At 37.9% G+C, this 25164-nt stretch carries 23 protein-coding genes; all 23 read left to right on the top strand.

Translation table 11 applies throughout. The annotated features are described in order from the left end of the window. The first annotated feature begins 39 nt into the window (after positions 1-39). Positions 40-1344 (top strand): FADH(2)-oxidizing methylenetetrahydrofolate--tRNA-(uracil(54)-C(5))-methyltransferase TrmFO, encoded by a 1305-nt coding sequence (gene trmFO / locus DN392_RS23625; protein ID WP_000211997.1) that lies wholly within the window; start codon positions 40-42, stop codon positions 1342-1344. A gap of 65 nt (positions 1345-1409) precedes the next feature. Next, complete coding sequence (gene xerC / locus DN392_RS23620; RefSeq protein ID WP_001101235.1) at positions 1410-2309, top strand: tyrosine recombinase XerC; 900 nt, start codon at positions 1410-1412, stop codon at positions 2307-2309. Positions 2310-2352: 43 nt separating this feature from the next. Beyond that, entirely contained in the window at positions 2353-2895 is a 543-nt protein-coding gene (hslV, locus tag DN392_RS23615) for an ATP-dependent protease proteolytic subunit HslV (protein WP_000526271.1), read from the top strand. Between the two features lie 22 nt (positions 2896-2917). Continuing rightward, positions 2918-4309 (top strand): ATP-dependent protease ATPase subunit HslU, encoded by a 1392-nt coding sequence (gene hslU / locus DN392_RS23610; protein WP_000550070.1) that lies wholly within the window; start codon positions 2918-2920, stop codon positions 4307-4309. A 77-nt stretch (positions 4310-4386) separates the two neighbouring features. After that, positions 4387-5166 (top strand): GTP-sensing pleiotropic transcriptional regulator CodY, encoded by a 780-nt coding sequence (gene codY, locus DN392_RS23605; RefSeq protein ID WP_000421290.1) that lies wholly within the window; start codon positions 4387-4389, stop codon positions 5164-5166. A gap of 351 nt (positions 5167-5517) precedes the next feature. Beyond that, entirely contained in the window at positions 5518-6219 is a 702-nt protein-coding gene (rpsB, locus tag DN392_RS23600; RefSeq protein ID WP_000111484.1) for a 30S ribosomal protein S2, read from the top strand. A gap of 103 nt (positions 6220-6322) precedes the next feature. Then, positions 6323-7210 carry a translation elongation factor Ts gene (tsf, locus tag DN392_RS23595; RefSeq protein WP_001018585.1) on the top strand — a complete coding sequence of 296 codons (888 nt, stop codon included), beginning with the start codon at positions 6323-6325 and terminating at the stop codon, positions 7208-7210. Positions 7211-7276: 66 nt separating this feature from the next. Beyond that, positions 7277-7999 (top strand): UMP kinase, encoded by a 723-nt coding sequence (gene pyrH, locus DN392_RS23590; RefSeq protein ID WP_000042667.1) that lies wholly within the window; start codon positions 7277-7279, stop codon positions 7997-7999. Between the two features lie 2 nt (positions 8000-8001). Then, positions 8002-8559 carry a ribosome recycling factor gene (gene frr, locus DN392_RS23585; RefSeq protein WP_000531506.1) on the top strand — a complete coding sequence of 186 codons (558 nt, stop codon included), beginning with the start codon at positions 8002-8004 and terminating at the stop codon, positions 8557-8559. Positions 8560-8644: 85 nt separating this feature from the next. Next, a complete protein-coding gene (gene uppS, locus DN392_RS23580; RefSeq protein WP_000971311.1) occupies positions 8645-9421 on the top strand; it encodes an isoprenyl transferase in 777 nt (258 codons plus the stop codon). 17 nt (positions 9422-9438) lie between these two features. Then, entirely contained in the window at positions 9439-10230 is a 792-nt protein-coding gene (gene cdsA, locus DN392_RS23575) for a phosphatidate cytidylyltransferase (protein ID WP_000813597.1), read from the top strand. Between the two features lie 23 nt (positions 10231-10253). After that, entirely contained in the window at positions 10254-11396 is a 1143-nt protein-coding gene (gene dxr / locus DN392_RS23570; protein WP_000790363.1) for a 1-deoxy-D-xylulose-5-phosphate reductoisomerase, read from the top strand. A 16-nt stretch (positions 11397-11412) separates the two neighbouring features. Then, positions 11413-12669, top strand: a complete 1257-nt coding sequence (gene rseP, locus DN392_RS23565) for an RIP metalloprotease RseP (protein ID WP_001090235.1) — start codon at positions 11413-11415, stop codon at positions 12667-12669. Positions 12670-12778: 109 nt separating this feature from the next. Next, positions 12779-14479: a proline--tRNA ligase gene (locus tag DN392_RS23560; protein WP_000814330.1), complete on the top strand. Its 1701-nt coding sequence runs from the start codon at positions 12779-12781 to the stop codon at positions 14477-14479. A gap of 125 nt (positions 14480-14604) precedes the next feature. Next, positions 14605-18906, top strand: coding sequence for a PolC-type DNA polymerase III (locus tag DN392_RS23555; RefSeq protein WP_000060008.1), 4302 nt, complete (start codon positions 14605-14607; stop codon positions 18904-18906). 333 nt (positions 18907-19239) lie between these two features. Then, entirely contained in the window at positions 19240-19710 is a 471-nt protein-coding gene (gene rimP / locus DN392_RS23550; RefSeq protein WP_000359098.1) for a ribosome maturation factor RimP, read from the top strand. 17 nt (positions 19711-19727) lie between these two features. Beyond that, positions 19728-20834, top strand: coding sequence for a transcription termination factor NusA (gene nusA, locus DN392_RS23545; protein WP_000102596.1), 1107 nt, complete (start codon positions 19728-19730; stop codon positions 20832-20834). Positions 20835-20845: 11 nt separating this feature from the next. Then, on the top strand, positions 20846-21118 hold the full coding sequence (gene rnpM, locus DN392_RS23540) for an RNase P modulator RnpM (RefSeq protein ID WP_000071127.1): 273 nt from the start codon (positions 20846-20848) through the stop codon (positions 21116-21118). Continuing rightward, a complete protein-coding gene (locus DN392_RS23535; RefSeq protein ID WP_001286521.1) occupies positions 21119-21430 on the top strand; it encodes a YlxQ family RNA-binding protein in 312 nt (103 codons plus the stop codon). A 4-nt stretch (positions 21431-21434) separates the two neighbouring features. Continuing rightward, positions 21435-23495 carry a translation initiation factor IF-2 gene (gene infB, locus DN392_RS23530; RefSeq protein ID WP_000036353.1) on the top strand — a complete coding sequence of 687 codons (2061 nt, stop codon included), beginning with the start codon at positions 21435-21437 and terminating at the stop codon, positions 23493-23495. Next, positions 23492-23773, top strand: a complete 282-nt coding sequence (locus DN392_RS23525; protein WP_000582364.1) for a DUF503 domain-containing protein — start codon at positions 23492-23494, stop codon at positions 23771-23773. The genes infB and DN392_RS23525 overlap by 4 nt, the downstream gene beginning before the upstream one ends. Before the next feature lie 15 nt (positions 23774-23788). Then, positions 23789-24145 (top strand): 30S ribosome-binding factor RbfA, encoded by a 357-nt coding sequence (gene rbfA, locus DN392_RS23520; RefSeq protein WP_000776445.1) that lies wholly within the window; start codon positions 23789-23791, stop codon positions 24143-24145. An 86-nt stretch (positions 24146-24231) separates the two neighbouring features. Further along, positions 24232-25155, top strand: a complete 924-nt coding sequence (truB, locus tag DN392_RS23515; protein ID WP_046957399.1) for a tRNA pseudouridine(55) synthase TruB — start codon at positions 24232-24234, stop codon at positions 25153-25155. Positions 25156-25164 lie beyond the last annotated feature (9 nt).

The following is a 25164-nucleotide window of genomic DNA, read 5'->3' as shown; positions in this document are numbered from 1 at the left end:
CTCACATTTTTTTCGGGAAGAAAAGGAAAGGTGATAAATATGACAACACAAGTAGTAAACGTCATTGGCGCAGGTCTTGCAGGAAGTGAAGCAGCTTACCAAATTGCAAAACGTGGTGTCCAAGTAAAATTATATGAAATGAGACCAGTAAGGCAAACGCCAGCTCATCACACAGATAAATTTGCAGAGTTAGTATGCAGTAACTCACTTCGCGCAAACACATTAACAAACGCTGTTGGTGTTATTAAAGAAGAAATGCGTTTAATGGACTCTGTTATTATTCGTGCAGCTGATGAGTGCTCTGTACCAGCAGGAGGGGCTTTAGCTGTAGATCGTCATGAATTTGCGGCAAAGGTAACGGAGTATGTGAAAAACCATCCGAACGTAACTGTGATGAATGAAGAAATTACTGAAATTCCAGAAGGACCTACTGTTATCGCGACAGGTCCACTTACGTCTCCTGATCTTGCTGCGCAATTAAAAGAATTAACAGGTGAAGATTATTTTTATTTCTATGATGCTGCAGCACCGATTGTTGAGAAAGACAGCATTGATATGAATAAAGTATATTTAAAGTCTCGTTACGATAAAGGTGAAGCTGCATATTTAAACTGCCCAATGACGGAAGAGGAATTTGACCGTTTTTACGAGGCTTTAATTGCTGCTGAAACAGTACCTTTAAAAGAATTTGAAAAAGAAATTTTCTTTGAAGGTTGTATGCCGGTAGAAGTTATGGCAAGTAGAGGAAGACAGACGCTAGTATTTGGACCGATGAAACCTGTTGGATTAGAAGATCCGAAAACAGGGAAAACGCCATATGCCGTTGTTCAGTTACGCCAAGATGATGCAGCGGGAACGTTATACAATATCGTAGGTTTCCAAACGCATTTAAAGTGGGGGCCACAAAAAGAAGTGTTACAGTTGATTCCGGGACTGGAAAACGCAGAGATTGTACGTTATGGTGTAATGCATCGTAATACGTTTATTAATTCACCTAACTTGCTTCGTCCAACATATCAATATAAACAACGTGATGATTTATTCTTCGCTGGCCAAATGACTGGAGTAGAGGGATATGTTGAATCGGCGGCATCAGGATTACTAGCTGGTATTAACGCTGCTCGACTTGTGAAAGGTGAAGAGCCGGTTGTATTACCGCCTGTAACTGCAATGGGGAGTATGGCGAATTATATTACTGCGACAAACGCGAAAAACTTCCAGCCAATGAATGCAAACTTCGGTTTGTTTGCACCGTTAGAGAAGAAAGTTAAGAGGAAAGCAGAACGAAATGAAGCATATGCAACACGCGCTTTAGAAACAATTCAAAATTTTGTAAATATTTAGTTAAATTTCTTGCAAAGGCTACTAAGTTGTGATACGATTTAGTAGCCTTTATTGAGGTGAATTGTGTGAATGTGAAGAAATTGTTACAATTATTCGTTGGATATTTACAAATTGAAAGAAATTATTCAAAATATACAATTGCAAGTTATCAAAATGATTTAGAACATTTTGTGCAATTTATGGAGCGAGAAGGCATATCCTCTTTTTTAGATGTTACATACGCGGATGTTCGTTTGTACTTAACGACGTTGCACGATGAAAAGTTAGCCCGTAAATCTGTCGCAAGAAAAGTATCAAGCTTACGAAGTTTATATCGTTTTTTGATGCGTGAAGGTTATCGGAAAGATAATCCGTTTGCACTTGCGTCACTCCCCAAAAAAGAATTGTCAATCCCAAAGTTTTTATATGCTGAAGAATTAGAGGAATTATTTGAAGTTGCTGATACGGAAACGCCGTTAGGTCAAAGGAATCAAGCTTTATTAGAGTTGATGTATGCGACTGGAATCCGTGTGAGTGAATGTGTCAATTTACAACTTACCGATATTGACTTCGCGGTGGGAACAATTTTAGTAATGGGAAAAGGAAAAAAACAAAGGTATATTCCGTTCGGAAGCTATGCGCAAGATGCTTTAATTACTTATATAGAGAACGGGAGAAAACAGTTAGCTCACAAAACTGAAGAGCACTCTCATATGGTATTTTTAAATGCGAAAGGCACGCCGCTAACAAGTCGAGGGGTACGTTATGTATTAAACGAACTCATTAAGAAGGCTTCACTGACAATGCGGATAAGTCCCCATATGTTAAGGCATACATTTGCTACACACATGTTAGATGAAGGGGCAGATTTACGTACTGTACAGGAGCTACTTGGTCATGAGAATTTGTCGACGACACAAATTTATACGCATGTCTCTAAAGAAAGATTGCGTTCGGTCTACATGAAGCATCACCCGCGGGCATAAATTGCTTTTAAAGCTATAAAAACATATAAAGGAGTTTTTTTCTATGGGAAATTTCCACGCTACAACGATATTTGCAGTTCATCATAATGGAGAATGTGCAATGGCTGGAGATGGTCAGGTGACAATGGGAAATGCAGTTGTAATGAAACATACAGCTCGTAAAGTCCGTAAACTTTTCCAAGGGAAAGTTTTAGCTGGCTTTGCAGGTTCCGTTGCTGACGCATTTACTCTTTTTGAAATGTTTGAAGGGAAATTAGAAGAGTACAATGGGAACTTGCAGCGTGCTGCAGTTGAGATGGCAAAACAATGGCGTGGCGACAAAATGTTACGTCAGCTAGAAGCGATGCTCATTGTCATGGATAAAACAACTATGCTTCTTGTTTCAGGTACAGGAGAAGTGATTGAACCGGATGATGGTATTTTAGCGATTGGATCTGGTGGGAATTATGCGCTTTCTGCAGGTCGTGCTTTAAAGCAATATGCAAGTGAACATTTAACAGCGAAGCAAATTGCGAAAGCGAGTTTAGACATTGCTGGCGATATTTGTGTTTATACAAACCACAATATAATTGTGGAAGAATTGTAGAATCGTAAGGGAGGCATTTTATATGCATTTACATTTTACTCCGCGTCAAATTGTGGAAAAATTAGATCAATACATTATCGGTCAAAAAGATGCGAAGAAAGCGGTTGCTGTAGCTTTAAGAAATCGATATCGTCGAAGTAAATTAGCTGAAAATCTACGTGATGAAATTGCACCTAAAAATATTTTAATGATTGGACCGACAGGTGTTGGTAAAACAGAGGTAGCACGACGAATGGCGAAACTCGTTGGAGCACCTTTTATTAAGGTTGAAGCTACCAAATTTACAGAAGTTGGATATGTAGGTAGAGATGTAGAATCGATGGTACGTGACCTTGTGGAAACGTCAGTTCGTATCGTGAAAGAAGAAATGGTAATTAAAGTACAAGACAAAGCAGAAGAACAAGCGAACCAACGTCTTGTTGAAATTTTAGTGCCGAGTCCGGAGAAACAATCTGGATTTAAAAACCCATTAGAAATGCTATTTGGCGGTGCTCAAAATTCGAATCAAACATCTGATGCACAGGAAGATGTTGAAATCGAAAAGAAACGTCAAGACGTGGAAAGAAAGCTTGCTGCAGGACTTCTTGAAGATGAAATTGTATCGATTGAAGTGACTGAGCAACAGTCTTCCATGTTCGATATGTTACAAGGAACTGGCATGGAACAAATGGGAATGAATTTCCAAGATGCATTAGGAAGTTTTATGCCGAAAAAAACAAAAAAACGTAAACTTTCTGTGAAAGAAGCAAGAAAACTCTTGACAAATGAGGAAGCACAGCGCTTAATTGATATGGATGAAGTTACACAAGAGGCTGTTTATCGTGCTGAACAGCTCGGGATTATTTTTATCGATGAAATTGACAAAATTGCTGGTAAGCAGTCGAATAGCGTAGATGTATCACGTGAAGGTGTGCAACGTGACATTTTACCAATTGTAGAAGGATCGAATGTTGCGACAAAATACGGATCAGTAAAAACGGATTATATTTTATTCGTTGCAGCTGGAGCGTTTCATATGTCTAAACCGTCGGATTTAATTCCGGAACTGCAAGGGAGATTTCCGATTCGAGTAGAATTAACAAAATTATCGACAGATGATTTCGTTAAAATATTAATCGAGCCTGACAATGCGTTAATTAAACAATATATGGCTTTATTAGCGACTGAAGGTATAGAAATTGAATTTTCAGACGAAGCTATTCGTAAGATTGCTGAGATTGCTTATCAAGTTAATCAGGATACAGATAATATTGGAGCAAGAAGACTTCATACGATTATGGAGAAACTCCTTGAAGATTTATCGTTTGAAGCATCTGAAATTACGTTAGAGAAAATAACGATAACACCTCAATACGTTGAGGAGAAATTAGCAACGATTGCTAAAAATAAAGATGTGAGCCAGTTTATTTTGTAATAGTGTCATCAGGTGACTCGCCCTAGTTTCCAAGTGATGAAAAAATATGTAAGTAACATGTAGGAGGAACTTTTGAAATGGAATTATTAGCAAAAACAAGAAAATTAAATGCGTTATTACAGAGCGCAGCAGGAAAGCCTGTAAACTTTAGAGAAATGTCTGACACAATGTGTGAAGTAATCGAAGCGAACGTATTCGTAGTAAGCCGTCGTGGTAAATTACTAGGTTATGCAATTCACCAACAAATTGAGAATGAGCGTATGAAACAAATGCTTGCAGAGCGTCAATTCCCGGAAGAATACACGCAAAGCTTATTCAACATTACAGAAACATCTTCAAACTTAGATGTAAACAGTGCTTACACAGCATTCCCAGTAGAAAATAGAGAATTATTTGGTCAAGGTTTAACTACAATCGTACCAATCGTTGGTGGCGGTGAGCGTCTAGGCACATTAGTGTTAGCTCGTCTTGGTCAAGAGTTCTTAGACGATGATTTAATCCTTGCTGAATACAGTTCAACTGTAGTAGGTATGGAAATCTTACGTGAAAAAGCAGAAGAAATCGAAGAGGAAGCACGTAGTAAAGCTGTTGTTCAAATGGCGATTAGCTCATTATCTTACAGTGAGTTAGAAGCAATCGAGCATATCTTCGAAGAATTAAATGGAACAGAAGGTTTACTTGTTGCAAGTAAAATTGCTGATCGCGTAGGAATTACTCGTTCTGTAATCGTAAATGCACTTCGTAAATTAGAGAGTGCTGGTGTTATTGAGTCTCGCTCTTTAGGTATGAAAGGAACATACATTAAAGTGCTAAACGACAAGTTTCTACAGGAACTTGCTAAATTAAAAACAAACTAATTTATAAAACTCTCCTCATTTTTTGAGGAGAGTTTTTTTGTGTATAAAAGATTGATGTTGTTTGTAAATAGCGTCATAATCGTGTTTTTCGGAAAAGCTATGAGTTGAATTTTATTTTTTTGCTTAAAGGAAATACAGGTTGGTAATACTAGAATTCGAGCGTGAACAAAGAAAGTTTTACATTGTTCGCATTTTCGACTTGATTGTAATATTTCAGTATGATATAGTAAGCAGTGGTGTCAGTACAAAGTACACACGTTTACTGATTTAAGTGTTGGTGCTACGTTTGTAGTTTCGCTTAGAGATGAAGTAAACGGAGGATATCAAAAACCATTTAGGAGGAACTATATTATGTCAGTAATTTCTATGAAGCAATTGCTTGAAGCTGGTGTTCATTTCGGACATCAAACTCGTCGTTGGAACCCAAAAATGAAGCGTTACATTTTCACAGAGCGTAACGGTATCTACATCATCGACTTACAAAAAACTGTGAAAAAAGTTGAGGAAGCTTACAGAACGATGCGTGACATCGCTGCTGAAGGCGGAGATATCTTATTCGTAGGTACTAAAAAACAAGCACAAGAAGCTATTAAAGAAGAAGCAACTCGTGCTGGTATGTACTTCGTTAACCAACGTTGGTTAGGTGGAACTTTAACAAACTTCCAAACAATCCAAAAGCGTATCAAGCGCCTTAAAGACATCGAAAAAATGCAAGAAGATGGTACTTTCGAAGTACTTCCTAAGAAAGAAGTTGTTCAACTTAAAAAAGAGTTAGAGCGTCTTGAGAAATTCTTAGGCGGTATTAAAGATATGAAAGGTCTTCCAAGTGCATTATTCGTAGTAGACCCTCGTAAAGAGCGTATTGCAGTTGCTGAAGCACGCAAATTACACATTCCAATCATCGGTATCGTTGATACAAACTGTGATCCAGACGAAATCGATCACGTTATCCCAGCAAACGATGATGCAATTCGTGCTGTAAAACTTCTTACATCTAAAATGGCAGACGCGATCCTTGAAGCAAAACAAGGTGAAGAAACTGTTACTGCGTAACAAATTTGGAAAGGTGATAAGGGGTTCGGCCTTTTATCACCTTTTTTAAGGTATAAACACCTTTATAAAAGGTATAAATACATATTTTAGGAGGATGAAAAATATGGCAATCACTGCACAAATGGTAAAAGAACTTCGTGAAAAAACAGGCGCAGGTATGATGGACTGCAAAAAAGCTTTAACTGAGACTAATGGCGACATGGAGAAAGCAATTGACTTCTTACGTGAAAAAGGTATTGCAAAAGCTGCTAAAAAAGCAGACCGCATCGCTGCTGAAGGTTTAACTTTCATCGAAACAAACGGTAACGAAGGTTTAATCTTAGAATTAAACTCTGAAACTGATTTCGTTGCGAAAAACGAAGGTTTCCAAGCATTAATTAAAGAATTAGCTGCTCACTTATTAGCTAACAAACCAGCTAACATTGAAGAAGCTATGGCTCAAACAATCGAAGGCGGCAAAACAGTAGAAGAGCACATCAACGAAGCAATCGCTAAAATTGGTGAAAAACTTACACTTCGTCGTTTCGAAATCGTAACAAAAACTGATGCTGATGCATTCGGCGCTTACCTACACATGGGTGGACGTATTGGTGTATTAACAGTTCTTGAAGGTTCTACTGACGAAGCTGCTGCTAAAGATGTAGCAATGCACATCGCAGCAGTTAACCCTAAATACATCGACCGCGATGCTGTAACAGCTGAAGAAGTTGAGCATGAGCGTCAAGTATTAACACAACAAGCGTTAAACGAAGGCAAGCCTGAAAAAATCGTTGCAAAAATGGTTGAAGGCCGTCTTGGCAAATTCTTCGAAGAAATTTGCTTACTTGACCAAGCATTCGTTAAAAACCCTGATATGAAAGTTCGTCAGTTCGTTGAGTCTAAAGGCGGAACATTAAAAGGATTCGTTCGCTACGCTGTTGGTGAAGGTATCGAAAAACGCGAAGACAACTTTGCTGAAGAAGTAATGAACCAAGTAAAAGGTAGTAACTAATACAGATTAGGGAGCACATTGTGTTCCCTTTTTTAAAATAAAGATGTAAGCAATTGGAGGTTCATTATGAGTAAACCGAAATATAATCGTGTCGTATTAAAGCTAAGCGGAGAAGCGTTAGCTGGCGAACAAGGATTTGGAATTAACCCATCTGTTATTAAATCAGTTGCGGAACAAGTGAAAGAAATTGCAGAACTTGATGTAGAAGTTGCTGTTGTTGTTGGTGGCGGAAACATTTGGCGTGGAAAAATCGGAAGTGAAATGGGAATGGATCGTGCTGGAGCGGATTACATGGGTATGTTAGCAACAGTTATGAACTCATTAGCTCTTCAAGATAGCCTGGAGAACATTGGAATTCAAACTCGTGTTCAAACTTCAATCGAAATGCGTCAAGTAGCAGAGCCTTACATTCGTCGTAAAGCAGTTCGTCATCTAGAGAAAAAACGTGTTGTGATCTTTGCAGCAGGTACAGGTAACCCATATTTCTCTACAGATACAACAGCAGCCCTACGTGCAGCGGAAATCGAAGCAGACGTTATCTTAATGGCGAAAAACAATGTAGATGGCGTATATAATGCAGATCCATCTCTTGACCCAACAGCTACGAAATACGAAACACTTACTTACTTAGATGTATTAAAAGAAGGTTTAGGTGTAATGGATTCAACAGCTTCTTCTTTATGTATGGACAATGATATTCCATTAATTGTATTCTCAGTTATGGAAAAAGGTAACATTAAACGTGCCGTTTTAGGCGAAAATATCGGAACAGTTGTAAGGGGGAAATAAATATGGGACAACAAGTATTGAAGTCTTCAAATGAAAAAATGGAAAAAGCAGTTGCTGCTTACTCTCGTGAATTGGCAACAGTTCGCGCAGGTCGTGCAAGCTCGTCTGTATTAGATAAGGTACAAGTTGATTACTATGGTGCACCAACACCTGTTGTGCAATTAGCGAACATTACAGTTCCAGAAGCACGTTTACTTGTAATTCAACCTTATGATAAAACTTCTATCGGTGATATTGAAAAAGCAATCTTAAAAGCAGATTTAGGCTTAAATCCTTCTAATGATGGAACTGTAATTCGTATTGCATTCCCTGCATTAACAGAAGAGCGTCGTCGCGATCTTGTAAAAGTTGTGAAAAAATATGCTGAAGAAGCAAAAGTTGCTGTTCGTAACGTACGTCGTGACAGTAACGATGATCTTAAGAAGCTTGAAAAAGCTGGCGATATTACAGAAGATGATTTAAGAGGATATACTGAAGATATCCAAAAAGAAACAGATAAATATATTGCAAAAGTTGACGAAATCGCAAAAAACAAAGAAAAAGAAATCATGGAAGTGTAATAGCGATACCTTCGCAAATATGACCCTCTTCTTAAGGGGGTCTTTTTACACTTTTAGGCATACGTCTGCTTGCTGGAGGGTATGAATGATGTTTAAAAACTTTCCTTTTTTTAAAAGTAAAAAGGTCGCATCGTTTGATCATCTCGTTGAAAAAGTGAAAAAAGGATACATCCCAGAACATATTGCCATCATTATGGATGGTAATGGAAGATGGGCAAAGAGGAGAGCGATGCCTCGTATTGCGGGACATCATGAAGGCATGCAAGTTGTAAAGAAAATCACAAAATTTGCAAGCAAACTTAATGTGAAAGTATTAACTCTTTATGCTTTTTCAACTGAGAACTGGAAAAGACCGAAAAAGGAAGTTGACTATTTAATGAGGCTTCCAGAAGAATTTCTAGGTACATTTTTACCAGAATTGATTGAAGAGAACGTACAAGTCCGAGTAATAGGACAACAAGATCGTCTTCCTACGCATACACGCAGAGCGATGGAAAAGGCCATGGAAGATACGAAAGAGAATACGGGATTAATTCTTAATTTCGCGTTAAACTATGGAAGTCGAGACGAGATCGTTTCTGCTGTGCAACATATGGTGAAAGATAGTGAGGAAGGAAAAATTCGTGTTGAAGATGTAAGTGAAGAAATGCTTTCTTCTTATTTAATGACGAGTTCTTTACCTGACCCAGAGTTGTTAATCCGTACGAGCGGAGAGCTACGTATTAGTAATTTCATGTTATGGCAAATTGCATATTCGGAATTTTGGTTTACAGATGTGTATTGGCCAGATTTTACCGAGGAACATTTGCTAAATGCGATTACAGACTTTCAGCATAGAGGGCGCAGATTCGGAGGCGTGTAGAAAGAGAGGGTTTGGTAGTGAAACAGAGAATTATTACTGGAGTGGTTGCTGCCGCGCTATTCATTCCCATCGTAATTTACGGTGGCGTGCCTTTTACGGTTTTAGTGTATGCACTTGCTTCTATAGGTTTATATGAATTAATTCGTATGAGTAAGCTTACGCTTATGTCAATACCAACAGTTTTAGCTGCAGTATTATTATGGATTATTTTAATTCCAAGTAGTGCATCAGAACTGTTTACGCAGATTGGATTAGGTAAATTAGAAATCACATTTGTGATTGTTTTATTACTTTTATCATATACAGTCCTTTCTAAGAATACATTTACTTTTGACCATGCTTCCTTTTTACTAATGGCAACAACATATGTTGCAATGGGATTCTTATATTTGAATGAAACGAGAATTTTAGGAATTAAATATGTGTTTTGCGCATTATTTGTTATATGGGCTACCGATTCAGGCGCATATTTCGTAGGGAAAGCATTAGGAAAAAGAAAATTATGGCCAGAAATTAGTCCGAATAAAACGATTGAAGGTTCATTAGGCGGCATCGTTTGTGGGATTGTTGTGGCACTTGTTTACAATATGTTCTTCCCAGTTGAGGCTAATGTAGGGATTTTAATTGTGTTGACAATTATCATTTCTATTTTTGGACAAATTGGTGATTTAGTACAATCTGCATTTAAACGTCATTATGGCGTAAAAGATTCAGGTACAATTTTACCTGGACATGGTGGTATATTAGATCGAACAGATAGTTGGTTATTCGTTTTACCAATTCTCTACTTCTTATTACAATACAATTAATAAATGAACGAGGGGTTGGAGTCATGAAAAACATTAGTTTATTAGGTGCAAGCGGATCAATTGGTACACAAACTTTAGATGTATTACGCTCGCACCCAGACCAATTCCGTCTCGTTGCTTTTTCTGTAGGGAAAAATATTGACTACGCAGTAAAGGTAATTCAAGAATTTTCTCCGCAAATTGTCTCTGTGCAAAGAGAGGAAGATGTTTTAAAATTACAAGCTGTCTCTGGTAATACAAAAATTGTATATGGTAGTGAAGGGCTTTTAGAAGTAGCATTACATCCAGATGCAGAGATTGTAGTAAATGCTGTTGTAGGTAGCGTAGGGTTGTTACCAACACTTCGTGCAATTGAGGCGAAAAAAACAATCGGAATTGCAAACAAAGAAACGTTAGTAACCGCAGGGCATCTTGTAATGGAAGCAGCACGAAAACATAATGTTTCGTTACTTCCAGTAGACAGTGAACATTCAGCTATTTTTCAATGCTTGAATGGTGAAAATGAAAAAAGAATTTCTCGACTGATTATTACAGCTTCTGGAGGAAGTTTCCGTGATAAAACGAGAGATGAATTGCATCATGTGACGGTAGAAGATGCGCTTCGACATCCAAACTGGTCAATGGGTTCGAAAATTACAATTGATTCTGCTACAATGATGAATAAGGGGCTAGAAGTAATTGAAGCACATTGGCTTTTTGGTATCCCTTATGAGCAAATCGATGTTGTTTTACATAAAGAAAGTATTATTCATTCTATGGTTGAATTTGAAGATCGTAGTGTGATGGCACAGCTTGGCTCACCGGATATGCGAGTACCAATTCAATACGCACTTACATATCCTGATCGATTACCTCTTTCAGACACAAAGCAGTTAAATTTATGGGAAATGGGAACATTGCATTTTGAGAAAATGAACCAAGAACGTTTCCGTTGTTTGCGTTTTGCGTATGAAGCTGGAAAAACAGGTGGAAGTATGCCAGCTGTAATGAATGCAGCGAATGAAGTAGCTGTTGAAGCTTTTTTACAAAAGAGAATTGGTTTCTTAACAGTGGAAGACCTCATTGAAAAAGCAATGAACCATCACAATGTCATTGCACGTCCGAGCTTAGAGGAAATTCTGGAAATTGATGCAACCACAAGACGGTTTGTGATGGAACAAATTTAGCAAAGGTGGTATGGAATTGAATACAGCGATTGCCTTTATATTAATTTTCGGTGCACTCGTATTTTTCCATGAGCTAGGGCATCTATATTTCGCAAAAAGAGCAGGTATTTTATGCCGTGAGTTTGCGATTGGTTTTGGTCCGAAAATATTCTCATTTGAAAAGAATGAAACGGTGTATACGATTCGATTACTGCCCCTTGGTGGCTATGTAAGAATGGCTGGCGAGGATGCAGACACAGTTGAGTTAAAGCCTGGAAAAAAGGTTGGCCTTGTATTAAATGAAAAAGACGAAGTTGCGAAATTAGTTTTTGATGGATACGAAAAGTATCCAAATGTTCGTGTCATTGAAGTCGAACAAGCTGATTTAGAGCATAATTTAGCAATTTCGGGCTATGAAGAGTACGAGGAAGAGCTTCAAACATTCCGAGTGAATGAAAAGGCTCGTATTATTACTGCTGGTGAAGAAATACAAATTGCTCCGTATAATAGGCAGTTCGGCTCCAAGAAATTGGGTCAACGTGCTTTAACAATCTTTGCAGGTCCTGCAATGAACTTCATTTTAGCATTTGTTATTTTTGTGATTCTTGGATTTGTACAAGGTGTTCCTGTTGACAAGCCAATGGTCGGAAAAATAATGGAAAATAGTGCAGCCGAGCAAGCTGGATTAAAAGAAAATGATACAATTCAAGCAATCGATGGGAAAAACACAAGTACATGGAAAGATGTTGTTACCATTGTACGTGAAAACCCAAATAAAGAAATTACGTTACAAGTAAAGCGTGATAGTGAACAGTTTAATGTAAAAGTAACGCCAACGCTCGATAAAGAAGGAAAAGACGAAGTAGGTAGAATTGGTGTTTACTCTCCAGTAGAGAAAACAGTAATGGGTTCTATTAAATCAGGATTTGAACAAACATACCAATGGACAAAACTAATTTTTGATTCACTTGTGAAATTAGTAACTGGTCAATTCTCTATTAATGAGTTGTCAGGTCCAGTAGGAATTTATAATCTAACAGATCAAGTTGTAGATTATGGATTTACGCGTGTATTAAGTTTAGCAGCAGTTTTAAGTATTAACCTTGGTTTATTTAATTTACTACCAGTCCCTGCTTTAGACGGTGGACGTTTGTTCTTCTTCTTAATTGAAGCGTTACGAGGGAAACCAATTGACCGCCAAAAAGAAGGAATGGTTCACTTTATTGGTTTTGCATTATTAATGTTACTTATGTTAGTTGTAACTTGGAATGACATTCGTAAGTTTTTCTTGTAAAATAAGGTGAAACTTATAATGAAATAGAGCTCGTAGAATAAAATCCCTCACCTAACTCGAGGTGAGGGGTTTTACTGCGTGTAAGAGTAAAATGAAGAGGTGCGAATAAATGAAACAAAGTATGGTATTCAGTCCTACATTACGTGAAGTTCCAGCTGATGCGGAGATTAAGAGTCATCAGTTATTACTTCGTGCAGGTTTTATGCGTCAAAATGCTTCTGGTATTTATAGTTTTCTACCATTTGGATTAAAAGTACTACACAAAGTAGAACGTATCGTTCGAGAAGAAATGGAGCGCGCAGGAGCTGTAGAATTATTAATGCCAGCGATGCAAGCTGCAGAATTATGGCAAGAATCAGGCCGTTGGTATTCTTACGGATCTGAATTAATGCGTATGAAAGATCGTAACGCTCGTGAATTCGCATTAGGAGCGACACATGAAGAAGTAATTACGGATCTTGTACGTGATGAAGTGAAATCATATAAAAAATTACCGTTAACATTGTACCAAATTCAAACAAAATTCCGTGATGAACAAAGACCGCGTTTCGGTTTATTACGTGGAAGAGAGTTTCTAATGAAAGATGCATACTCTTTCCATGCTACACAAGAGAGCTTAGATGAAGTATACGATCGCTTATACAAAGCATACTCTAACATTTTTGCTCGTTGTGGCTTGAATTTCCGTGCGGTTATTGCTGACTCTGGAGCAATGGGCGGAAAAGATACGCATGAATTTATGGTATTATCTGAAGTTGGTGAAGATACAATTGCATACTCTGATACATCTAATTATGCAGCAAACATCGAAATGGCTCCTGTGGTAGCTACGTATACGAAGAGTGATGAAGCAGAAAAGGCACTTGAAAAAGTAGCAACACCAGATCAAAAAGCAATTGAAGAAGTATCTGCATTCTTAAACATTGAAGCTGACAAGTGCATTAAGTCTATGGTATTTAAAGTAGATGAGAAATTAGTAGTTGTACTTGTTCGTGGTGATCATGAAGTAAACGATGTAAAAGTGAAAAACGTATACGGCGCTTCAGTTGTTGAGCTTGCTTCTCATGAAGAAGTGAAAGAATTATTAAACTGTGAAGTTGGTTCTTTAGGACCGATTGGTGTAACAGGTGATATAGAAATTATCGCTGACCATGCTGTAGCATCAATTGTTAACGGATGTTCAGGAGCAAACGAAGAAGGATTCCATTATGTAAATGTAAATCCAAAACGCGACTTTAAAGTAAGTCAATATACAGATTTACGCTTCATTCAAGAAGGAGACCAATCTCCAGACGGAAATGGAACAATTCTTTTCGCACGCGGAATTGAAGTTGGTCATGTATTCAAATTAGGAACACGTTATAGTGAAGCAATGAACGCAACATTCCTAGATGAAAACGGAAAAACACAACCACTTATTATGGGTTGTTACGGTATCGGTGTATCTCGTACAGTGGCAGCAATCGCAGAGCAGTTTAATGATGAGAACGGTTTAGTTTGGCCAAAAGCTGTAGCACCATTCCATGTGCATGTAATTCCAGTAAATATGAAATCTGATGCGCAACGTGAAATGGGTGAAAACATCTACAACTCATTACAAGAGCAAGGGTACGAAGTATTACTAGATGATCGTGCAGAACGTGCAGGTGTTAAATTTGCAGATGCAGATTTATTTGGCCTTCCAGTTCGCGTGACAGTTGGTAAAAAAGCAGACGAAGGTATTGTAGAAGTGAAAGTACGTGCTACAGGCGAGTCTGAAGAAGTGAAAGTAGAAGAACTTCAAACATATATTGCAAATATTTTAAAATAAGAAGAGGTACCTCGTAATGAGGTACCTTCTCTTTCTTTGTAAACGTATTTTTGTAAAAGAAGAAGGGAGAAATCTTTCTTTGTAGTACGTTTCAATTTATAATAGCAAATGGAAGGAGAGTGCTTATGTCTTTAACAAATGAACAACAAGAGCGATTTCAAATTTTGCTCCAGCAGTTGCAAATACCAGACGACCTTATAAATCAATATTTACAAGGTGGTGGTATTGAAAGGCTCGTTATTGATAAATCGAATAAAAGTTGGCATTTTGATTTACAAGTGCCACGTATTTTGCCTACAGAATTATATGAATTGCTAGAAACAAAGCTTAAGCAATCATTTTCTCATATTGCAAGAACAACATTTGCATTAGAAACAGAGAATAAACAATTTACAGAAGAAGAAGTGAGGGCGTATTGGCCGCTTTGTACGGAACGAATTACATTTTCACCTATGTTTGCTTACTTAAAGAAGCAGCTTCCGCAGGTGAATGGAGTGAAGTTGCTAATAAATGTGAATAATGAGCTGGAATCTACTGCTTTAAAGAAAAACGTTGCGAAACCAGTAGGGGATCAATACGAAACTTTTGGATTCCCGCGTTTTCAGTTAGACACACATATACAGCAAAATACAGAAGAAATGCAAAAGTTTCGTGAGCAAACGCAGCAAGAAGATCGTGAACGTGTTATACAAGCTATGGAAGAAATGGCGAAGAAGCAAGCTGAAGAAAGTAGCGTTGTGCATGAAGGACCGGTTGTACTCGGATATCTTATTAAGCCGGATGAAGAGATTACACCGATGCGAGAAATTCAAGATGAAGAAAGAAGAAAAACAGTTCAAGGGTACGTCTTCCATGTAGAAACGAAAGAGCTGCGTAGTGGCCGTACGTTATTAACGTTAAAAATAACAGACTATACGGATTCAATTATGATCAAAATGTTCTCGCGTGACAAAGAAGATATTCCAATGCTGCAATCCTTGAAAAAAGGAATGTGGGTGAAAGCGCGTGGTTCTGTTCAAAATGATACATTCGTTCGAGATTTAGTAATGATTGCAAATGATATAAATGAAATAACAGGACCGTCTCGTAAAGATAAAGCGCCAGAAGGTGAAAAACGTGTAGAGCTGCATCTTCACACACCGATGAGCCAAATGGACGCTGTTACTCCTGTTTCTAGACTTGTTGCCCAAGCAGGTAAATGGGGACATGAGGCAATCGCTGTTACAGACCATGCTGTTGCACAGTCTTTCCCAGAGGCATATTCTGCGGGTAAAAAGGCTGGGGTTAAAGTTATATATGGTGTAGAAGCGAATCTAGTTAATGATGGTGTACCAATTGCATATAACGAAGCGCATCGTTTACTTGCAGAGGAAACGTATGTTGTTTTCGACGTTGAGACGACAGGTTTATCAGCTGTATATGATACTGTTATCGAGTTAGCGGCTGTAAAAGTAAAAGGTGGCGAAATTATTGACCGCTTTGAATCTTTCGCAAATCCACATCAACCATTATCTGCGACGATTATTGAATTAACAGGTATTACAGATGATATGTTAACGGATGCACCAGAAGTGGACGAAGTGTTTAAAAAGTTTGAAGAATGGATGGGCGACCATACACTTGTTGCTCATAACGCAAGTTTTGATATGGGCTTTATTAACGTAGGTTTTAAAAAGGCTGGACTAGAAAAAACGAATAACCCTGTTATTGATACGTTAGAACTTGCAAGATTCTTATTCCCAGAAATGAAAAACCATCGATTAAATACGATGTGTAAAAAGCTTGATATTGAATTAACGCAACATCACCGTGCGATTTATGATACAGAAGCAACGGGATACTTACTTGTGAAAATGTTAAAAGATGTGATTGAAAAGGGATTTGAATATCACGATCAATTAAATGATAGCATGGGGCAAGGGGATGCGTATAAGCGTGGACGTCCAAGTCATATGACGTTACTTGCCACATCAGATGTAGGGTTGAAAAATTTATATAAACTTGTTTCCTATTCTCACCTAAATTACTTTTATCGTGTACCACGAGTACCAAGGTCACTATTAAAAAAATATCGTGAAGGAATTTTAGTAGGAACGGCTTGTGATAAAGGTGAAGTGTTTGAGGCGATGATGCAAAAAGCTCCTGAAGAGGTAGAAGAAATTGCGCAGTTCTATGATTATATTGAAGTAATGCCTCCAGAGGTGTTACGTCATTTAGTAGAACGTGAACTTGTTCGAGATGAGGGACAATTAAAAACAATTATTTCTAACTTAGTAAAACTAGGTGAGACGTTAGATAAACCAGTTGTTGCTACAGGAAACGTGCATTATATAGATCCAGAGGATGCGATGTATCGCAAAATTTTAGTCAGTTCGCAGGGCGGAGCCAATCCGTTAAACCGACATTCTTTACCACCTGTACATTTCCGTACAACGGATGAAATGTTAGAGTGTTTTTCATTCTTAGGTGAAGACGTAGCGAAAGAAATTGTTGTAACGAATACACAGAAGATTGCATCATTAATTGGTGATGTTCATCCAGTGAAAGATGATCTATATACACCGAAAATTGAAGGTGCAGATGATGAGACGCGTGACATGAGTTATAAAATGGCGCGTAGCATTTATGGTGAAGAGTTACCTGAAATTGTAGAAGCGCGTTTAGAAAAAGAATTAAAAAGTATTATTGGGCATGGATTCGCCGTAATTTATTTAATTTCACATAAGCTCGTAAAAAAATCATTAGTAGACGGATATTTAGTAGGTTCGCGTGGATCGGTAGGTTCATCATTCGTTGCAACGATGATGGAAATTACAGAAGTAAACCCATTACCACCACACTATGTATGTCCGAAGTGTAAGCAATCAGAATTCTTTAATGATGGTTCTGTAGGTTCTGGTTTTGACTTGCCGGATAAAGAATGTCCTGCATGTAATGTTCCATACGTGAAAGATGGACATGATATTCCGTTCGAAACGTTCCTTGGATTTAAAGGAGATAAGGTACCCGATATCGATCTGAACTTCTCCGGGGAATACCAACCACGTGCCCATAACTATACGAAAGTACTGTTCGGTGAAGATTATGTATACCGTGCGGGTACAATAGGTACAGTTGCGGAAAAAACGGCTTATGGATATGTAAAAGGTTATGCAAATGATCATAATTTAACGATTCGAAATGCAGAGATTGACCGCTTAGTAGCAGGATGTACGGGCGTAAAACGTACAACAGGACAGCATCCAGGTGGTATTATCGTTGTGCCAGATTACATGGATATCTTTGATTTCTCACCAATTCAGTTTCCGGCAGATTCAATAGGGGCTGAGTGGAGAACGACACACTTTGATTTCCACTCCATTCATGATAATTTATTGAAACTTGATATACTAGGACACGATGATCCTACTGTTATTCGTATGTTACAAGATTTAAGTGGTATTGATCCGAAAACAATCCCAACAGACGATCCGGAAGTAATGAAAATTTTCTCAGGCCCGGAATCGTTAGGGGTAACGGAAGAACAAATTAACTGTAAAACAGGTACACTTGGTATACCAGAGTTTGGTACGAAATTCGTAAGGCAGATGTTAGAAGAGACGAAACCTACGACATTCTCTGAGTTAGTCCAAATCTCTGGACTATCACATGGTACAGACGTATGGCTTGGTAATGCAAACGAGTTAATTTATAACGGTACATGTACGCTGAGTGAAGTTATCGGTTGTCGTGATGACATCATGGTATATTTAATCTATCAAGGTTTAGACCCATCATTAGCCTTCAAAATCATGGAGTCAGTTCGTAAAGGTAAAGGTGTACCGGAAGAATGGGAAGATGACATGAAAAGTAATAATGTACCAGGTTGGTATATTGATTCATGTAAGAAAATAAAGTACATGTTCCCTAAAGCCCATGCGGCTGCTTACGTACTTATGGCTGTACGTATTGCATACTTTAAAGTACATTTCGCGCTTCTATTCTATGCGGCATACTTTACAGTTCGTGCAGATGACTTTGATATAGAGGCGATGGCGAAAGGTTCAGCATCTATACGTGTAAGAATTGATGAAATTGCGCAAAAAGGTTTGGATGCAGCGCCGAAAGAGAAAAGTTTATTAACAGTACTAGAAATGACACTTGAAATGTGTGAGCGTGGATACTCATTCCAAAAGGTTGATTTATACCGTTCGCATGCAACAGAATTTATTATTGATGGGGATACTTTAATTCCTCCATTTAATGCAGTGCCTGGACTTGGTACAAACGCAGCTTTAAGTATTGTAGAAGCACGCAAAAATGGAGATTTCTTATCAAAAGAAGATTTACAGCAGCGCAGTAAGGTTTCGAAAACAATTATTGAGTATTTAGATAGTCAAGGTTGCTTAGGCGATCTACCTGATCAAAACCAGTTATCACTGTTCTAATAGGTAGGAAAATTCTTTGCAAATCAACATTTGCTATGGTATACTATTAACCGAGATAACCATGTCATGTATATTGTGTAAAAAAAAGAGTGGGGAAACCCACTCTTTCGTGTTACTATCTACGTTTTATTGATGTGGAGAGGTAAGAAATTTCTGTCGTATATACATATTTTGTTACAAGTTTTACTTCTTAAATTTGGTAATACTAAGACAGATATTCCCTGCTTAACGGCAGGGGCTTTTGTTAGCTAACGAGAAAGAATAAGATGGACCGTTTTTATGGACGGGGTCTTTTCTTGTAAATGGTACATGGCGGCAGGAAGGAGGCTGTTTATGGATAAGAAAGTCACAGAAGTTGTAGAAGCATTTGCGCAGCCAATCGTTGAAGAGTTAAATCTTGAACTTGTAGATGTAGAGTATGTGCAAGAAGGACAAGACTGGTTCTTACGCGTATTCATCGATTCTGAAAAGGGAGTCGACATTGAAGAATGCGGTGCGGTAAGTGAACGTTTAAGCGAAGCTTTAGATAAAGAGGATCCAATTCCTCATCTTTACTTTTTGGATGTATCATCTCCTGGAGCGGAACGCCCATTAAAGAAAGAGAAAGACTTCCAGCAAGCGGTAGGAAAACAAGTGGCAATTAAAACATATGAGCCGATTGATGGTGAAAAAATGTTTGAAGGAAAGCTACTTTCCTACGATGGTACTACAATTACATTATTATTAACAATTAAAACACGTAAAAAAGAAATCCAAATTCCAATGGATAAAGTTGCAAATGCGCGACTTGCTGTTACGTTTTAGTTAGAAGGGGGATCTTCATGAGCACTGAGTTGTTAGATGCCTTGCTCGTATTAGAGTCAGAAAAAGGAATCAGCAAAGATATTATTATTGATGCGATTGAAGCAGCGTTAATCTCTGCTTATAAACGCAATTTTAATCAAGCACAAAACGTTCGTGTGAGCTTTAACCCAGAAGTGGGAACAATTCAAGTTTTAGCACGTAAAGACGTTGTAGATAATGTGTTTGATCCACGTCTTGAAATTTCTGTTGAAGAAGCAAGACAAATTAATCCAAACTATCAAGATGGTGACGTACTAGAGATTGAAGTAACACCAAAAGATTTCGGTCGTATTGCAGCACAAACTGCAAAACAGGTTGTAACACAACGAGTGCGCGAAGCAGAGCGTGGTGTTATTTACTCTGAGTTTAGTGACCGTGAAGAAGATATCATGGTGGGTATCGTACAACGTCAAGATGCTCGTTTTATCTATGTAAGCTTAGGGAAAGTAGAAGCTTTATTACCTGTAAGTGAGCAAATGCCAAACGAACAGTACAAACCACATGATCGTATTCGCGTATTTATTACGAAAGTAGAAAAAACAACAAAAGGACCACAAATTTACGTATCACGTACACATCCTGGTCTTTTAAAACGTTTATTCGAAATGGAAGTTCCTGAAATTTATGATGGAACTGTTGAAATTCGTTCTGTAGCACGTGAAGCTGGCGATCGTTCTAAAATTTCTGTACATGCAGAGAACATTGATGTTGATCCAGTAGGTTCTTGTGTAGGACCGAAAGGACAACGTGTACAACGCATCGTAGACGAATTAAAAGGCGAAAAGATTGACATCGTTCGCTGGTCAAATGATCCAGTAGAATATGTTGCAAATGCTTTAAGCCCATCACAAGTTGTTAAAGTTCTTGTAGATGAAGAAGAAAAAGCAACAACAGTTGTTGTTCCAGACCACCAACTGTCATTAGCTATTGGTAAGCGTGGACAAAATGCACGTCTTGCAGCTAAATTAACAGGTTGGAAAATTGATATTAAGAGTGAGTCTGATGCGAAACAACTTGGTATTGTAACAGAAGAAGATAGCGTAATCGCATTCGGATTCGATTCAGTTGAAGACGAAATCGAATAGAGGTGATGAGTATGAGCAATCGAAAAGTTCCGTTACGAAAATGTGTTGCAACGCAAGAAATGAAATCAAAACGAGAGCTCGTTCGCATTGTTCGTTCCAAAGAGGGAGAAGTGTCCATTGATTTAACTGGAAAGAAATCAGGACGAGGTGCTTATTTATCAAAAGATAAAGAAAGTATTCTTCAAGCCCAAAAGAAAAATGTTTTGGAACATCATCTAAAAGCGAAAATCGACGGTTCTCTATACGAAGAGCTTCTTGAGCTTGTTGAGAAGGAGTCGAAATAAGTGTCCGATTGGAAATCGTTTTTAGGACTAGCAAACCGGGCTCGGAAAATTATTTCGGGTGAAGAACTTGTTTTAAAAGAAGTACGAAGTGGCAAAGCAAAACTTGTATTGCTATCTGAAGATGCGTCAGCAAATACTACAAAACGCATCACGGATAAAGCGACGTATTACAACGTACCAATGAGAAAGGTCGAAAATCGACAACAATTAGGGCATGCGATTGGGAGAGACGAGCGAGTCGTTGTAGCTGTGTTAGATGAGGGCTTTGCGAAAAAGCTGCGTAGCATGCTCGATACAAATTACCGGGGGTGAAGGTATGAGTAAAATTCGAGTGCATGAATATGCAAAACAACATAATATCTCAAGTAAAGATCTTATGACAAAACTAAAAGAAATGAATATCGAGGTTTCGAATCATATGACAATGTTAGAAGATGAAGTAGTAAATAAATTAGATAATGCGTATCAAACTGAAAAACCTTCTGTTGCAGATGAGTTTGAAGTAGAAGAAAAAGTTGTTCGTAGTAAAAAGAACAGCAATAAGAAAAAGAAAAAAGGCAAGGGAAATGAAGACAAACGTCAAGATAACTTTGCTGGAAGACAACAAACACAAACTGTAGAAACACCAGATAAAGTTACTTTCTCTGGAAGTCTTACAGTAGGTGAGCTTGCTAAAAAATTAAGCAAAGAGCCGTCTGAAATTATTAAGAAGCTCTTTATGCTTGGAATTATGGCAACAATTAACCAAGACTTAGATAAAGATACAATTGAGTTAATTGCTACTGATTATGGTATTGAAGTAGAAGAAGAAGTAGTTGTAAGTGAAACTGAATTTGAAACATTCATCGATGAGCAAGATGATGAAGAGAACTTAAAAGAGCGTCCAGCTGTAGTTACAATTATGGGGCACGTTGACCATGGTAAAACAACTTTACTTGACTCTATCCGTAATTCAAAAGTAACTGCAGGCGAAGCAGGTGGAATTACTCAGCATATTGGTGCATACCAAGTTGAAGTAAATGACAAGAAGATTACATTCTTAGATACGCCTGGTCACGCGGCATTTACAACGATGCGTGCTCGTGGTGCGCAAGTAACGGATATTACAATCCTTGTTGTTGCAGCTGATGACGGTGTTATGCCACAAACAGTTGAAGCAATTAGCCATGCGAAAGCAGCTGGAGTACCAATTATTGTAGCTGTGAATAAAATGGATAAACCAGCGGCAAATCCTGATCGTGTAATGCAAGAATTAACAGAATATGAATTAGTTCCAGAAGCTTGGGGCGGAGATACAATTTTCGTACCAATTTCTGCAATTCAAGGTGAAGGAATTGACAACTTATTAGAAATGATTCTTCTTGTAAGTGAAGTAGAAGAATATAAAGCAAATCCAAACCGCTATGCAACTGGTACTGTAATCGAAGCACAGCTTGATAAAGGTAAAGGAACTATCGCGACATTACTTGTTCAAAACGGTACACTTCGAGTTGGAGATCCAATCGTTGTTGGTACTTCATTCGGACGTGTTCGTGCAATGGTAAGTGATATTGGTCGTCGTGTAAAAGTTGCTGGTCCATCAACTCCTGTTGAAATTACAGGTTTAAACGAAGTACCACAAGCGGGAGATCGTTTCATGGCATTCGCTGATGAGAAGAAAGCTCGTCAAATCGGTGAATCACGTGCACAAGAAGCGTTACTTGCTCAGCGTGGTGAAAAATCTAAATTAAGCCTTGAAGATTTATTCCAACAAATCCAAGAAGGCGATGTAAAAGAAATTAACTTAATTGTGAAAGCAGACGTACAAGGTTCTGTAGAAGCAATGGCAGCGTCACTTCGTAAAATTGATGTTGAAGGTGTTAAAGTTAAAATTATCCATACAGGCGTAGGTGCGATTACAGAATCTGATGTTATTTTAGCTTCTGCATCTAATGCAATTGTAATTGGATTTAACGTACGCCCTGATGTGAATGCGAAGCGTACAGCTGAATTAGAGAATGTTGATGTTCGTTTACACCGTATTATCTATAAAGTAATCGAAGAAATCGAATCAGCAATGCAAGGTATGCTGGATCCAGAATTCGAAGAAAAAGTAATCGGTCAAGCGGAAGTACGCCAAACATTCAAAGTAACAAAAGTTGGAACAATCGCAGGTTGTTACGTAATTGACGGTAAAATTACACGTGATAGTGGCGTGCGTATTATCCGTGATGGCGTAGTAATTTTCGAAGGACAACTTGATACGTTAAAACGTTTCAAAGATGACGTAAAAGAAGTTGCACAAAACTATGAGTGTGGTATTACAATTGAGAGATATAATGATCTTAAAGAAGGGGACATCATTGAAGCGTACATTATGGAAGAAGTGAAGCGATGATTATCGCTTCACTCTCATTCGAGTGTATGATTTACGATGTGCATTCTTTAAAAGAGAAACGAGCAATTTTGCAACGGGTGCTAACTCGTGTGAAGCAGCGTTATAATGTAGCTGTTTCAGAAGTAGGGCATCAAGATGTATGGCAACGTACAGAAATTGCAATTGTTTCTGTATCCTCTAATCGTGTTATTTGTGAAAAAGAAATGAATCGTGTACTCGAGTACATCGATTCATTTCCTGAAATTGAACGTACAATAACACAATTGGAATGGTATTGAATGAGGTGAAGAGTTATGAAATTACGTGCAAACCGTGTAGGCGAGCAAATGAAAAAAGAATTAGGCGACATCATCAGTCGTAAAATTAAAGATCCACGTGTTGGATTTGTTACAGTAACAGATGTACAAGTGAGTGGAGATTTACAAATTGCTACAGTATATATTTCTGTTTTAGGTGATGAGGAACAGAAAGAAAGTACATTAAAAGGTTTAGCGAAGGCAAAAGGTTTCATTCGTTCAGAAATTGGCCAGCGCATTCGTCTTCGTAAAACACCGGAAATTTCCTTTGAGTTTGATGAGTCTATCGGATATGGTCATCGAATTGATACACTTTTACATCAAATTAATAAAGACGGTAAACGTGAAGAATAATGGATAGACATTTGTCTATCCATTTTTTCAATGCAAAATTAATTTTGGATAATTACTATGAAAGAATTATGATGAGGTGAACATATATGGAAGGTGTAGTATTATTACATAAGCCAAAAGGCATGACATCACATGATTGTGTATTTAAATTAAGAAAGATATTGCGTGAGAAACGAATTGGTCATACAGGAACATTAGATCCAGATGTAACAGGAGTATTACCTATTTGTGTAGGACGAGCAACGAAGATTGCACAATTTTTAACAAGTGAGACGAAAACATATGAAGGTGAAGTAACACTTGGATTTTCAACGACAACTGAAGATGCTTCTGGTGAAGTTGTTGAAAGGAAAAATGTAGATCGTGTTATTACTCGTAAGGAAGTAGAAGGGGCTCTTGCTGCATTAACAGGTACGATTGAACAAATGCCTCCTATGTTTTCAGCTGTAAAAGTTAACGGAAAAAAATTATATGAATATGCAAGAGCAGGACAAGAAGTTGAACGTCCAGTTCGTACAATTACAATTCATGAATTTGTATTACTAGATGACCGTGAAGTGTTTGAGGGGGAAAATATTTCATTCCGTTTCCGTGTAACGTGTAGTAAAGGGACATATGTAAGAACGTTAGCAGTAATGATTGGTGAAAAACTTGGTTTCCCATCACATATGTCTCACCTTGTAAGAACAGCTTCTGGTGAATTTTTATTAGAAGATTGCATATCATTTGAAGAAATTGAAGAAAACGTGCAAAATGGAACAGTAGAGTCTATCTTCATTTCAATTGATGAAGCATTAAGTAAGTTTCCGAAAATGGTTGTAGATGAAAAGCAAGCAGAGAAAATAAAGAATGGTATGTTCTTAAAAAATGAATTGCAAATAACGGCGCCATTTATAACAGTGTTTGATACAAATAATCGCTGCCTTGCAATTTATGAGCACCATCCAAAACACCCTGGTATGCTAAAGCCCATGAAAGTACTTGTGAATAATCAAGAACTAAAGCTATAATGAATTATT

The sequence above is a fragment of the Bacillus sp. BB51/4 genome, from assembly GCF_008368845.1.
GTDB lineage: Bacteria > Bacillota > Bacilli > Bacillales > Bacillaceae_G > Bacillus_A > Bacillus_A wiedmannii.
This window is presented reverse-complemented; position numbering and strand designations above follow the sequence as displayed.